Source organism: Acidovorax sp. LjRoot129 (assembly GCF_964253765.1).
Taxonomy (GTDB): Bacteria; Pseudomonadota; Gammaproteobacteria; order Burkholderiales; family Burkholderiaceae_C; genus Acidovorax.
This window is the reverse complement of the sequence record NZ_CAXUSE020000001.1, coordinates 1,787,681-1,799,716: the sequence shown is the minus strand read 5'-3', so window position 1 is coordinate 1,799,716 and position 12,036 is coordinate 1,787,681. Positions and strand designations below refer to the sequence as shown.

15 protein-coding genes are annotated in these 12,036 nt (G+C 67.9%); 8 read left to right on the top strand and 7 right to left on the bottom strand.

The genetic code is table 11. From position 1 onward, the window contains the following. Nucleotides 1-128 precede the first annotated feature (128 nt). On the top strand, nucleotides 129-971 hold the full coding sequence (locus tag ACSQ3Q_RS08230) for a peptidoglycan DD-metalloendopeptidase family protein (protein ID WP_436136964.1): 843 nt from the start codon (nucleotides 129-131) through the stop codon (nucleotides 969-971). A gap of 255 nt (nucleotides 972-1,226) precedes the next feature. After that, nucleotides 1,227-1,772 (top strand): pseudouridine synthase, encoded by a 546-nt coding sequence (locus ACSQ3Q_RS08225; RefSeq protein ID WP_436133911.1) that lies wholly within the window; start codon nucleotides 1,227-1,229, stop codon nucleotides 1,770-1,772. A 3-nt stretch (nucleotides 1,773-1,775) separates the two neighbouring features. Here ACSQ3Q_RS08225 and ACSQ3Q_RS08220 read toward each other — a convergent pair whose 3' ends face one another. Continuing rightward, nucleotides 1,776-2,477 carry a glutathione S-transferase family protein gene (locus tag ACSQ3Q_RS08220; RefSeq protein ID WP_436136963.1) on the bottom strand — a complete coding sequence of 234 codons (702 nt, stop codon included), beginning with the start codon at nucleotides 2,475-2,477 and terminating at the stop codon, nucleotides 1,776-1,778. An 11-nt stretch (nucleotides 2,478-2,488) separates the two neighbouring features. Continuing rightward, nucleotides 2,489-3,097, bottom strand: coding sequence for a glutathione transferase GstA (gene gstA / locus ACSQ3Q_RS08215; RefSeq protein ID WP_436133910.1), 609 nt, complete (start codon nucleotides 3,095-3,097; stop codon nucleotides 2,489-2,491). 115 nt (nucleotides 3,098-3,212) lie between these two features. Here gstA and ACSQ3Q_RS08210 point away from each other — a divergent pair, with 115 nt between their 5' ends. Together ACSQ3Q_RS08210 and ACSQ3Q_RS08205 are read left to right on the top strand one after the other, a co-directional pair. After that, nucleotides 3,213-4,103, top strand: coding sequence for a LysR family transcriptional regulator (locus ACSQ3Q_RS08210; protein WP_436133909.1), 891 nt, complete (start codon nucleotides 3,213-3,215; stop codon nucleotides 4,101-4,103). 141 nt (nucleotides 4,104-4,244) lie between these two features. After that, nucleotides 4,245-4,787: a dihydrofolate reductase family protein gene (locus ACSQ3Q_RS08205; RefSeq protein ID WP_436133908.1), complete on the top strand. Its 543-nt coding sequence runs from the start codon at nucleotides 4,245-4,247 to the stop codon at nucleotides 4,785-4,787. A 92-nt stretch (nucleotides 4,788-4,879) separates the two neighbouring features. Here ACSQ3Q_RS08205 and ACSQ3Q_RS08200 read toward each other — a convergent pair whose 3' ends face one another. Continuing rightward, nucleotides 4,880-5,326 (bottom strand): Lrp/AsnC family transcriptional regulator, encoded by a 447-nt coding sequence (locus ACSQ3Q_RS08200; RefSeq protein ID WP_436133907.1) that lies wholly within the window; start codon nucleotides 5,324-5,326, stop codon nucleotides 4,880-4,882. 154 nt (nucleotides 5,327-5,480) lie between these two features. Between ACSQ3Q_RS08200 and ACSQ3Q_RS08195 the strand changes: the two genes are divergently transcribed. Continuing rightward, the gene (locus ACSQ3Q_RS08195; protein ID WP_436133906.1) at nucleotides 5,481-6,014 is read left to right on the top strand and encodes an RBBP9/YdeN family alpha/beta hydrolase; all 534 of its coding nucleotides are present in this window, start codon (nucleotides 5,481-5,483) and stop codon (nucleotides 6,012-6,014) included. A gap of 112 nt (nucleotides 6,015-6,126) precedes the next feature. On the opposite strand, the gene ACSQ3Q_RS08190 is transcribed toward ACSQ3Q_RS08195, so the two are convergent. Continuing rightward, nucleotides 6,127-6,678: a DUF2242 domain-containing protein gene (locus ACSQ3Q_RS08190; RefSeq protein WP_436136962.1), complete on the bottom strand. Its 552-nt coding sequence runs from the start codon at nucleotides 6,676-6,678 to the stop codon at nucleotides 6,127-6,129. A gap of 545 nt (nucleotides 6,679-7,223) precedes the next feature. Between ACSQ3Q_RS08190 and ACSQ3Q_RS08185 the strand changes: the two genes are divergently transcribed. Together ACSQ3Q_RS08185 and ACSQ3Q_RS08180 are read left to right on the top strand one after the other, a co-directional pair. Then, nucleotides 7,224-7,661: a thermonuclease family protein gene (locus tag ACSQ3Q_RS08185; protein ID WP_436133905.1), complete on the top strand. Its 438-nt coding sequence runs from the start codon at nucleotides 7,224-7,226 to the stop codon at nucleotides 7,659-7,661. Between the two features lie 233 nt (nucleotides 7,662-7,894). Next, entirely contained in the window at nucleotides 7,895-9,187 is a 1,293-nt protein-coding gene (locus tag ACSQ3Q_RS08180; RefSeq protein ID WP_436133904.1) for an MFS transporter, read from the top strand. 75 nt (nucleotides 9,188-9,262) lie between these two features. Here the strand turns inward: ACSQ3Q_RS08180 and ACSQ3Q_RS08175 are convergent, their stop codons facing one another. Continuing rightward, the gene (locus tag ACSQ3Q_RS08175; protein ID WP_436133903.1) at nucleotides 9,263-10,180 is read right to left on the bottom strand and encodes a DHH family phosphoesterase; all 918 of its coding nucleotides are present in this window, start codon (nucleotides 10,178-10,180) and stop codon (nucleotides 9,263-9,265) included. 138 nt (nucleotides 10,181-10,318) lie between these two features. Here ACSQ3Q_RS08175 and ACSQ3Q_RS08170 point away from each other — a divergent pair, with 138 nt between their 5' ends. Then, nucleotides 10,319-10,783 carry a TerB family tellurite resistance protein gene (locus tag ACSQ3Q_RS08170; RefSeq protein ID WP_436133902.1) on the top strand — a complete coding sequence of 155 codons (465 nt, stop codon included), beginning with the start codon at nucleotides 10,319-10,321 and terminating at the stop codon, nucleotides 10,781-10,783. A gap of 119 nt (nucleotides 10,784-10,902) precedes the next feature. Here ACSQ3Q_RS08170 and ACSQ3Q_RS08165 read toward each other — a convergent pair whose 3' ends face one another. Both ACSQ3Q_RS08165 and ACSQ3Q_RS08160 read right to left on the bottom strand, forming a co-directional pair. Next, entirely contained in the window at nucleotides 10,903-11,238 is a 336-nt protein-coding gene (locus ACSQ3Q_RS08165; RefSeq protein WP_436133901.1) for an ankyrin repeat domain-containing protein, read from the bottom strand. Between the two features lie 178 nt (nucleotides 11,239-11,416). After that, nucleotides 11,417-12,010, bottom strand: coding sequence for a DUF6151 family protein (locus ACSQ3Q_RS08160; protein ID WP_436133900.1), 594 nt, complete (start codon nucleotides 12,008-12,010; stop codon nucleotides 11,417-11,419). Nucleotides 12,011-12,036: the final 26 nt, after the last annotated feature.

Genomic DNA, 12,036 nt, shown 5'->3' with positions numbered 1-12,036 from the left:
CCGAAATCTCTCGCTCCTTCACTGCCCTCTCCGCCCGCACCGACAGCACCGACGTCACCGCCGTCCCCGGCCACGTCCTTGCAAACCGCCCCTTGCATCACCTCACCCGCCGCAGAGCCTTGATCGGCGTGGGCAGCCTGTGGGCGTGGCCTGCGGGTCTGCTGCACGCCAAACCCGTGCCCGCGGCGCCCGTGCTGTGGCCGCAGGCGCTGCAAGTGCCCGGCGGCGTAGCGCGCCTGTCGCTGGGCCCGGCGGCCACGCGGCCGGTGGCGCAGGTGCGCCAGGGCGATGTGGATGTGCCACTGCTGGTGGTGGGCGATGCCATCGAGTGGACAGCCATCGTCGGCATCCCGCTGGCTGCCGCACCGGGCGATGCGTCCATCACCGTACCAACCCAAGGCGGTGCGCGCGCCGTGCCCTACACCGTGGCGCACAAGCAGTACAAAGAGCAGCACCTCAAGGTCTCGCCGCGCACCGTCGACCTCTCACCCGAAGACCAGGCGCGCTATGAGCGCGAGCGCGACCACCAGGCGGTGGTGATGGCCACGTTCACCGAGCAGCCCGCGGGCCACGCGCTGCCGTCATTGCGCATGCGCGTGCCCGTGCCGGGGCGCCGCTCCAGCTCGTTCGGGCTGCGGCGGGTGTTCAACGGCCAGCCGCGCAATCCGCACAGCGGCATGGACATTGCCGCGCCCACGGGCACGCCCATCGTGGCGCCGCTGGCGGGGCGGGTGATCGACGTGGGCGACTACTTCTTCAACGGCGGCACGGTGTGGCTGGACCACGGCCAGGGCCTGCTGTCGATGTACTGCCACCTGAGCGCGATGGATGTGCAGGTGGGCGATGTGCTGGCCGCCGGGCAGCCGTTTTGCAAGGTGGGCGCCACCGGCCGCGTGACCGGCCCGCACCTGCACTGGGGCGTGATGCTGAACCGCGCGATGGTGGACCCGGCGCTGTTCGTGCCCGCATGAGGCTAGGAGCCTGCGCGGCAGAAGGAGCATCGGCTGCACCGCGCGAGAAATCGGTCTGGTGTGGTCCTGCCTCCTGCGCCCAGGGGCCCACCCTGGGCTCGTCAGTCAACCACACGATCCTCGGTTTTCGCACGTTTCGCTTCGATGCCTTCTGCCGCACAGGCCCCTAAGCACCAGTACTATTATTTTGATAGCTAGAAGCGCTTATCAATCAAGCGCTGGCGACCATTTTTATTCATATTTCCCGACTGCATCATGACCTCGCGCCTGATCCGCTTCAACAAACCCTATGGCGTGCTGAGCCAGTTCACGCCCGAGGGCAAGTGGCAGGGCCTCAAGGACTACATCGACCTGCCCGGTGTGTACGTGGCGGGGCGGCTGGATGCCGACAGCGAAGGGCTGCTGCTGCTCACCAACGACGGCGCGCTGCAGGCCCGCATTGCCGACCCGCGCTTCAAGATGGAGAAGACCTACTGGGTGCAGGTGGAGGGCATCCCGGATGAAGCTGCGCTGGCCGCGCTCTGCAGCGGTGTGGTGTTGAACGACGGCCCCACCCTGCCCGCCCGCGCGCGCCTGCTCGCCCCCGCGCCCGACGTGTGGCCGCGCAACCCGCCCATCCGCGAGCGCAAGGCCATCCCCACCGCGTGGATCGAACTCGCCATCCGCGAAGGCCGCAACCGCCAGGTGCGGCGCATGACCGCCGCGGTGGGCTACCCCACGCTGCGATTGATTCGCGCGGCGATCGGTCCACACACGCTTGACGGCTTGGCGCCCGGCACCTGGGCCGATGAAGCGCTGTAGTTGTTACGCAGCTACCGGCTGCATGCGCCGCGACAGCGCCGAGCCGCGCGCCCGCAAAAACGCGCGCAGCCCCTCGGCATAGTCCGCGGCCACGGCCTGCCGCACCGAGGCCCGCGCGGCGAGTGCGGCACGCCACTGCTGCGTGCGTGCGAGGCCTTGCCACCACTGAAACTCGTCCACGCCGGGCAGCTCGTCGATCACATCGAAGTACCGGAACACCGGCCCGAACACCACGTCCACCATCCCGAAATCCGGCCCCGCAAAGTACGGCCCTGCAACGCTGAACTCAGCAAGCGCTTCTTCGAGCTGCACAAAGCGCGCGCGCAGTTCGGTTGCGCGGGCCTGCAGCGCGGCCTCATCCGGCGCGCTGTAGAACGCGCCGATGGCATTGAGCACGGTGGAGCCGAACTCCATCCACGCGCGGTGCCGTGCGCGCTGCAGCGGGTCCTGCGGGTGCAGCGCGGGCATGGCGACTTCGTCCAGGTACTCGCAGATCACGGCGGACTCGAACAGGCTCTGGCCTCGCACCTGCAGCACGGGCGTCTTGCCCAGCGGGGAGATGGCCAGGAACCAATCGGGCTTGCGGGCCAGGTCGATGGTGCGGCGTTCAAACGCCAGGCCTTTTTCTTGCAGCACGATCGCCACGCGCTGCACGTAGGGGCACAGCGCATGCGAGACCAGCGTGAGTGCGGGTGTGCCCGCCATCTCGGCGGCGCTCACGGTGCCAACCCCTCGGCACGCAGCGCGGCCTGCACTGCGGGGCGCGCAGCCACACGCGCCATCCACGCTTGCACTTGGGGGTACGGCGTGAGCGGAATACCCAGCAGATTCGCCCAGTTGAGGATGGTGAAGCCATACGCATCTGCGACGCTGTATGCGCCCGCCAGGAACTCGCTGTGCGCCAGCACGGCCTCCATCTCTGCAAACCGCACGGCCAGCTTGGCTTTGACGGCCTGGCGCGTGGAGTCGGCCGTCTCCTTGTGCCACAGCCAGGGGCTGAAGCCCTTGTGCAGTTCGGTGCTGATGAACGTGAGCCACTGCAGCACGGCCATGCGCTCGCGCGAGCCGGGCTTGCCGATCAACGCCTGCGCCGGGTCCAGGTCTGCCACGTACTGCAGCAGCGCCGCGCCTTCGGTGTGGCGCGACCGGTCATTTAATTCCAGCAAGGGCACGTAGCCACGCGGCGAAATGTCCAGGAAGTTGGCGCCACCCTCGGTGGTGTGGCGGGCCAGGTCGACCTTGACCAGATCGAACGTGGCACCCACTTCGCGCAGCGCAATGTGGACAGCGAGCGAGCAGGCACCGGGGGCGTAATAGAGCTTCATGGGGTGGGACTTTCTGTGCAAAAAAGAGGAAGGAAAACCATCGCCTGAAACGCCCTGAGAAGCGTGGCGACAGGCAGAATTTATGATTGCAATCACGCAAACAAAATACGCAACCATGAAATCATCCATTGCACCTGCGCAATACCGCCTGGGTGCCGCCGAGCTGGAGGTGCTGCTGGCCATGGCGCGCACCGGCACGCTGGCCGCGGCCGGCGAGCGGCTTGGCGTGGATGCGTCCACCGTGTTCCGCGCCATCCAGCGCATCGAGCGCGGGCTCGGCCAGTCGCTGTTCGAACGCTCGCGTGCGGGCTACCGCGCGTCCGAGCTGGCCCAGGCCCTGGCCGAGCAGGCCGAGCGCGTGGAAGCCGCGCTGGAGGCCGCCCGCAGCGCCGCGCAGGCGCAGCCCGAGCAGATCACCGGCACCGTGCGCATCTCCACCACCGACACCATCCTGCACGGCCTCATCGCCCCCGCGTTGCAGGCGCTGCAGCCGCAGCACCCGGCGCTGGTGTACGAGCTGCACGCGGGCAATGAACTGGTGAGCCTCACGCGGCGCGACACCGACATTGCCGTGCGCGCCACCAAGCGCCCGCCGCAGCACTTGGTGGGCCGGCAGCTGGGCATGATCCGCGCGGCGCTGTACACGGCAGCTGCCGGCACGCTCGCCCTGTCGGACGTCGAGGCCGGCCGCGCGCCCTGGATCGCGCCCGACGACGCCCTGCCCGACCACCCGTCCGTGCGCTGGCGCAAGAAGCAGTTTCCCAAGGCGCAGCCCACCTACCGCGTCAACAGCCTGCTCACCGTGATGGAGCTGGTGGCCCGGGGCGTTGGCGTAGGCGTGCTGCCGATCTTTCTGGCCCGGGGCCGCAGCGATTTGAAGCCGCTGACGGGGTCGCTGGCCGACTGCGAGACCGAGCTGTGGCTGCTGACGCACCCGGAGTCGCGGCATCTGCGGCGAATTGCGGCGGTGTATGGACATCTGGCGGATACGGTGCAGCTGCCGTAGCGATGGCATGGGGGGCAGCAAGAAGAAGGCTGCGTGCCCCATGTCCCGAGACGGGCGTAGACGTCTCGCTGCTGCCGCAACGCTGTCAGCAGCCCGCCCTTACAGTGCCCAGTCCGTTTCAAAAGCCCCGCTCGACAACGTATGAAAACCCAGTTCTACGGCGCCTCCAGCCTTGATGGTTTCCTTGCCACGCCCGACCATGACCTCGGATGGCTACTGCAGTTTGGCGAGATCGAAGGTTCCAGCTACCCCGCGTTCATCCGCGATGTGGGCGCGCTGGCGATGGGCTCGCACACCTACGAATGGATGCTGAAACACGCCATCGACGCAGGCCAGCCCTGGCCCTACGCGCAGCCCACCTGGGTGTTCACCTCGCGCACATTGCGCCCTATCCCAGGCGCCGATGTGCGATTCGTGTGCGGCGACGTGCGGGCCGCACACCCGGCCATGCTGCAGGCCGCGGCGGGGCGCAATGTGTGGATCGTGGGCGGAGGTGAACTGGTGGGGCAGTTCTGCGACGCAGGCCTGCTGGACGAGCTGATCGTGCAGATCGCACCCGTCACGCTGGGGGCGGGCAAGCCGCTGCTGCCGCGCCAGATCGCGCAGCCCACGCTGCGCCTGCAGTCGGCGACCACGCTGGGTGGCATCTTTGCAGAGCTGCGGTACGAGGTGCCTCGGCCTTAGGCGCAAGACGCTCTAGTCCGGATTGCTATATTTTGTATAGCTACTAGCGCTTACAGGACAAGCGCTAGCGGACTATTCAAGCCAAAACCAGGTCATTTCATCGCATCCACGGGCACCGACTTGCACACCGGGTGCGACAGCACGAGCGACGTGGACACGCTGCCGTGCGCGGCCAGCGCATCCACCACGCGCTCCAGGTCCGCCGGCTGGCCAAAGGCGCAGCGCACCACAAAGCAATCCTCCCCCGTCACGCGCACGGCATCGAGCACCTCGGGCATGGTCTGGAACAACTGCACGTAGCGCGGGATGTGTTCGTGGGTGGTGCGCACCCGCACCACGGCTTGCAGGCCCAGGCCCACGGCGGCCAGGTTGACGCGGGCCGCGTAGCCGGCGATCACACCCGCGTCTTCGAGCTTCTTCACGCGCTCGCTCATGGCGGGCTGCGACAGGCCGATCTGCTTGCCCAGCGCCGACAGGCTCTGCCGCGCATCGTGCTGCAGGGCCATGAGGATCTGCCGGTCTTTCTTGTCCAAGTCCACGGGGTGCTTCCTTCCTTTGCGATGACGACGACTTCAAGCGATGACTTCAAGGTTTGACCGCGCGCTTTTCGATGACGACCTCTGGCCGGCCCGGCGCGCGCTGCCTATCGTGGCGGGTCGGTTCAGCCACTTCTTCTTTCAAGGATTTTTGAGAATGCGCCCTGTCCTGCTCATCCCCGGCATCTACAACTCCGGCCCGGCCCACTGGCAGTCATTGTGGCAAGCCCGGCACCCCGCGGTGCACCGCGTGGAGCAAGCCGATTGGAGTCACCCTGTGTGCGACGCATGGGTGCTGGCGCTGGACGCCGCCGTGGCCCGCGCACCCGAGCCGCCTGTTTTGGTGGCGCACAGCCTGGGCTGCCTGGTGGCGGTGCACTGGGCGGCGCGGCACGCAAGGCCGGTGCGGGCGCTGCTGCTGGTGGCAGTGCCAGACCCTTTGGGCCCCAACTTTCCGGCCGATGCGCACGGGTTTGCACCGCTGCCTGCCGCCCTGCCGGCCGCCGGGCCGGTGGTGATGATGAGCAGCACGGACGACCCGTATTCAACGCCAGCGTTCTCGGCGCAATGCGCGGCGGCGTGGGGCGCGGAGCACACCACGCTGGGGCCCCTGGGCCACATCAACGCCGAGAGCGGCCTGGCCGACTGGCCCGCGGGCTGGGACCAGGTGCAGCGCTGGCGCGCACAGTGAGCAAAGCTGCGGGGTTTGTCCGGGGCAGCGATGCGGGCCGGTGCCGACGCTATCGGTGCGCGCCCTGCGGTGGCTGTGAGGCCGCTGATGTCCCGTCGCCCCTCGCGCGGACTCAGCCGCCCGCCGCCTGCGCCTGGTCCATCGCCAGATAGCGTTTGACCAGGTCGAAGAAGCTCTCGTAGAACGTGTCTTTGGAGATCGTCTCGCTGCCCACCTTGACCAGCGATTCGCTGCTGGCCGAAAACGGCAGCGACACCGAGCCGATCGCGCCCACGCCCACGCTGGCGGAGTTGTTGGTCTTGCGCAGCGCGTAGGTGTCCTGCAGCGCGGTGACAAAACCCAGGCTCACCTTGCCTTCGCCCGCCTCGGGCACGCAGACCACGCGCACGACCATCTGCAGGTGCGACTCGGCCTCGGGCTGAAAGCTCTTCTTGCCCTCGACCAGCTCAGCCTGGTGGGTCGAGATGATGTAGCCCTGGCTGAGCAGCGCGCGGCGCGATGCCTCGCAGGTCTGCTGGGGCGTGGCGTCGAACAGGCGCGAGTAGGTGGTCACCGACCCAAAACTCTCCTGCACGCCAAACGTCTTGGGCGTGGTGCCGACACAGCCGGAGAGCAGCAGCGCCAGCACGGCCGCCGCGCCCGCGGCCGCACCCCGGCGGCCCAGCCCTCGTGGCGATGCGCCATACCGCGCTGCGGGCGCCGAAGCGGCCACGGTAGTCAAGAAAGAGGGAGCAACGGGGGGAGACAAAAGGCGCAAATGCAAAGCCGGGAACTCCTTCGGGGTCATCATCTGGGGATCCAATCGGGACATCGGTTTTGGCGGCGGGGCGGTGGCAAGGGATGCCGCCGCACCATGGGGCTCTGACGGCACGCGCCACACACGGTTCCCGACGATTCTAGAAAGCCTGGCGCGGCGACCCGGGCAACGCCCTTGCCGGCGAGAGGGCCGGAGCAGGTCTGCGGCGCGCGCCCCGGGCCGTTCTGGCCCCCGCGTAGCACGCGCGGCCGGTACTGTGCCCCACACTGCCTGACCCTCCATCCCGGCGAGCCACCTCAACGTATCAAATTGCAGCGGCAATCCGGCGCCACGCCCCAATCGCTATACTATTGATAGCTATAAGTGCTTACAAATCAAGCGCCAGACGCCATTTTGACTGTAAAAATGGTCCATCCTCCCTTCCCACCCGGTTGATCCCCGCTTCAGACACCGTGCCCATCGCCTCCCTGCTCTGCCTGGTCGTCGCCATCAGCGACGGCGACACCCTCACCGCGCGCTGCGGCACGCCCGGCGCTTATCAGCAGGTCAGGGTGCGCGTAGCGGCCATCGACGCGCCCGAATCACGCCAGGCCTTCGGCCAGAAGTCACGGCAGAACCTTGCGCGGCTGTGCTTCAAGCAGCGCGCCACCCTGCAGCCGGTGGACGAAGACAGCTACGGCCGCACCGTGGCCAATGTGCGCTGTGGCGGCGCCGACGTCGCCAGCGCGCAGGTGCGCTCGGGGCTGGCCTGGGTGTACACCGCGTACGCCCATGCGCATCCGCACCTGGTGCCGCTGCAGCAGCAGGCACGCAGCAGCGGCACGGGGCTGTGGTCGCAGCGGCGTCCGCAGGCGCCGTGGGACTACCGGCATCGGCACGCCTGGCGCTGACTGGCAACACGCGCCACCCCGCGCCCCGCCCCGCCCAGCCCTTGCCGGGGCATGCGGACGCCGACGCCGTTGCCATCGCAGCAGCAGGTAGCGGCATGGCCAACCGGGACGTCGAGGTCAACAGATCTTTACCCCCGCCTGCGGCGAACGGGCTGCGCAGCCGCTAGCATCCAGGGTCTTTTCCACCCGGCCCTGCAGCCTGCGCTGCCCGTGGCCGACCTGCCCGCGTTTTCATGACAGCCCCCCCATCCCCCCTTACAGCCACCGGTGCCGAGACGGCCAGCGTCTACCGCCATTCCGGTTTCATTTCCTTTTTGATCGCCCGCGTGGTGGCCGTGGTCGCCACACAGGTGCAGGCCGTGGTGGTGGCCTGGCAGGTGTATGACCTCACGCGCGAGCCGCTGGCGCTGGCCTATGTGGGCCTGGCGCAGTTCCTGCCCATGCTGTGCCTGCTGCTGCCCGCGGGCGACCTCATTGACCGGTTCGAACGCAAGCGCATCCTGGCCATCAGCTGGTGTGTGGGTGGCGTGTGCAGCGCGCTGCTGTGGTGGCTGTCGGGCCACGGGGCCAGCGGCGTGGCGGGGATCTATGCGGTGCTGGTGCTGTACGGCTGCTCGCGCGCTTTTTCGGGCCCGGCCATGCAGAGCCTGCTGCCGCAGATCGTGCCGCGGTCTCAGCTGGCGCAGGCCATGGCGGCCAACAGCATGCTCATGCGCGTGGCCAGCATTGGCGGGCCGCTGCTGGGCGGGGTGCTGTACGCAATGGGCGGCGGCGAGCTGACCTACGCCGTGTGCTGCGTGTGTTTTGCGCTGGGCGTGGTGCTACTGCTGCGCGTAGTGGTGGCGCACGCCACGGCGCCCGGGCCCACGCAGGGCACGATGGTCGAGCGCTTTGGCGCAGGCATCACCTTCATCCGCACGCGGCCGATCATCCTGGGCACCATCTCGCTCGACCTGTTTGCGGTGCTGCTCGGCGGCGTGGTGGCGCTGCTGCCCATCTATGCACACGAGGTGCTGCACGTGGGCCCCACGGGCCTGGGCGCGCTGCGCAGCGCCATGGCGGTGGGCGAAGTGAGCGCGGGGCTGTACCTGAGCATGCGCCCCTTCAACCGCCATGTGGGCCGCACCATGTTCATTGCCGTGGCGATCTTTGGCGCGGCCAACCTGGTGTTTGCGCTCTCTACGGTGTTCTGGCTGTCGTTTGCGGCGCTGCTGGTGGCGGGCGCGGCCGACATGGTGAGCGTGTATATCCGCGGCGCACTGGTGCAGTTCTCGACGCCCGACACCATGCGCGGGCGGGTGAACGCAGTCAACATGCTGTTCATCGGCTCGTCCAACGAACTGGGCGAGTTCCGCGCCGGCACCAGCGCCGCCTGGCTGGGCGTGGTGCCCGCTGCCGTGGTGGGCGGGCTGTGCACGCTGGGGGTGGTGGGCGGCTGGATGCTGGCGTTCAAGACGCTGCGCACGGTGGACCGCTTCGAGGAGGCGGCCGAGGCCACGGGCGCGGTGCCGGTGGGCGGCAAGTAAGGCGCCGCCGTCAACAACGCGTTGACGAAACCTCCGCCGCGCGCTGGCCCAGTGCGCGGCCCGGGCCAGTCCCCGTCAGGCGTTGAAGGTGCCGGTGAGCAGTTCGGGCAGCCGCTCCACCTTCATCTTGAATCCACACGCCTGCGCGTGGCCACCGCCGCCCATGCTTTCGGCCAGCGCGATGCAGTCGAAATTGCGCTGGGACCGCAGCCCCGCCTTCACGCCTTTTTCGCCCGCGCTCCACATCAGCGCAAAGGTGCCGGTCTTGGCCGAGAGCATGTCGCCCACCAGGCTGTGGAACATGCCGGGTGCGTTCACCATCAGCCCGGCGATGCCGTTGAACACCAGGGGCTGGGCGCCTTCAGCAATGTCGGCGCAGAGCTTGCGGTACTTCTCGTCCATGGCAGCGCCGCGGGCCATGAATTGCGTAAGTTCGCCCTCCGAGAAGCCTGCAATCTCCTGCCAGCGCGCAAAACCTTGCTCTTCCATGTCGAGCGCCGACAAGAATGCTGCGCTCTCGGCAAATTCCCACTTCCAGATGTCGCGGTCTTCCACGTACTTGAAGAGCGCAGGGATGGGTTCGTGCGGGTGGAAAAACTCCCACGCCAGGCGCGCGCCGGACTTGCTCATGTCAAAGTGCACCACGCCGCAGCGGCAGGCAAAGCCGGTGAGCTTTTCGGCGGCACTCTTGTGGTGGTCCAGCATCACGAGCTTGGCGGCGCGCTCGTCGATGGTGGTCATGATTTCGGTGGCGAACGAGAAGTCGAGGATGTAGACCGCGCGACCCTGCAGCGGCGGCAGGTCGTCTGCGGACTTGATATCGCCGTGGTCCAGCCCCACGTATTCGGCGCTGTCGCCATAGTAGAGCCAGGCGGCCAGCGCGGCGCCAAAGCCATCGGGGCAGTTGCGGCCGTGGTACAGGATCAGCGGCGCGGGATCGTTTTTGTCGGGGGCAACCAGCAGTTGCAGGGGGAGGATAGTTTTCTTCGTCATGGCCTGCAATTGTCGCCGGGGCGGTAGCGCACTGCGAGCGCTATATGACCACGGCCCTTGCCCGCCCGCCTGGGAACCAAGCCCGCCCGCTTCGCCTCCACCCCTCCGTCACCTCGCTTTTGCCACCAGGCCACCACCATGTTCCAGACCCTCAAAGACCTGCTCGACAGCCTGATGCAGCCCACCGCCGCCCCCTCCAGCGAAGAGCGCGCCCACGCAGTGCAACTGGCCGCTGCAGTGCTACTGGTGGAGGTGGTGCGGTTTGATGCCGCCATGGACCCGGCCGAGCGCACCGCCATGGTCACAGCGCTGCGTGGCAAGTTCGGGCTGGCAGACGATGAAGTGGATCGCCTGCTGGAACTGGCCGTGAACACCTCCCAAAACGCCTACGACTACCAGCGTTTCACCGGCAGCCTGAACGACCATTTCACGCAGCTAGAAAAGGTGCAGCTGGTGGAGGCCATGTGGCAGGTGGCGTACGCCGACACGCGCCTGGACGAGAACGAGATGCACACCATCAGCAAGGTGGCGGGGCTGCTGCATGTGACACACGGCGAATACATTGCCGCCAAGATGCGCGCGAAGGAAGTAAGCCCCCCCTGAGTCGCCTTCGGCGCCTTCCCCCCGAGGGGGACGCCGCCCGTGCGGCGGGGCGGCCCTTGCACGGCGGCCGCTGGCCTGGGCTGCGCGGGCTCTACCGTCTGTGGGCAGGCGCTTGGTCGCTACACCGGCAGCCAGCGCCACCAGAACGGTTTGCGCTCTTCCTTGGCGCCCCGGGCCTGCAGCAGCGCAATGAACTCGCTGCGCTGGTAGCGGCGCGCGGCCTGCAGGGGTGTCATGTCGTCAAAGTCGGACTTGAGGTGCGGATCGGCGCCGTGGGCCAGCAGGTAGTGCGCTATCTCGTGGTGCCCGTGGATCAGGCTGGCCACCAGCGGCGTACACAAAATCTCAGGGTGCTGGTAGTTGGGGTTGACGCCTGCGCCGATGTGGTGGCGCACCAGCGCCAGGTCGCCGGCCACGGCGGCGGCGTACATGTCTTTCCAGTCTCCTGCCGACATCGTTGGTCCTTTCTGTTCAGCGTGGGCCAGCTGCGGCACATGCTTTGCGGGTACTCGGCAGCGCGATAGCGCGCGGGCTGATGTATCGATCCAGGCAACCCTCTGCACACAGCCCTACCGACGTATGCCTGGGCTCCCAGGGCGAATCGCGGGCATTCTGGCATGCAAAGGGAATCTGCTACACCGCGGCCATGGCCTGCGCACGCTCGGCCGCAGACAACACGCGCACCGCCACCACTGGCGCACCGGTCGGGGTAAAGAACGGCGTGCGGCGGTAGCTGCCACTCCAGCGCGATGCCACGATGCCCGGCATGAAGCCCAACAGGGCCCGCACCTTGCTCCAGCCCATGCGGGGCGGTGTGCCCTTGGCGCTGGCGGTCTCCAGGTGCATCTGCACCGGTACAAACGCGGGCGCAAGCGGCGCACCGCCCCCACGCAAGCACAAGTGAACCAGCCCCACGTAGGGCATCCGCCAGTCCCGCCCGGTGTTGGCCAAGGGGGTGTTGCAGCAGCGCGCGTACCAGCGCAGCAATCCCCCCTCAGACAGCGACACGCAGGCCAGCTGGTCGGTGCCGCGGGTGAACGACACATTGCGCGCATGCGTGCCCACCACCTCGGTGCCGGCGAGGGCATCCAGCACGGCATCAGACTGCCCCAGGTGGTGGGCGTAGCCCTGACAGTCCCGGCAGTAGCAGATGGCGTGGATGGCGGAGCGCGTGTCGGCCACCTCGCCGATGACCTTGGCGCACTGGCATTGAAAGCGATGGTTCATGGGGCCCTCTCTCTGGTGGACGGTGA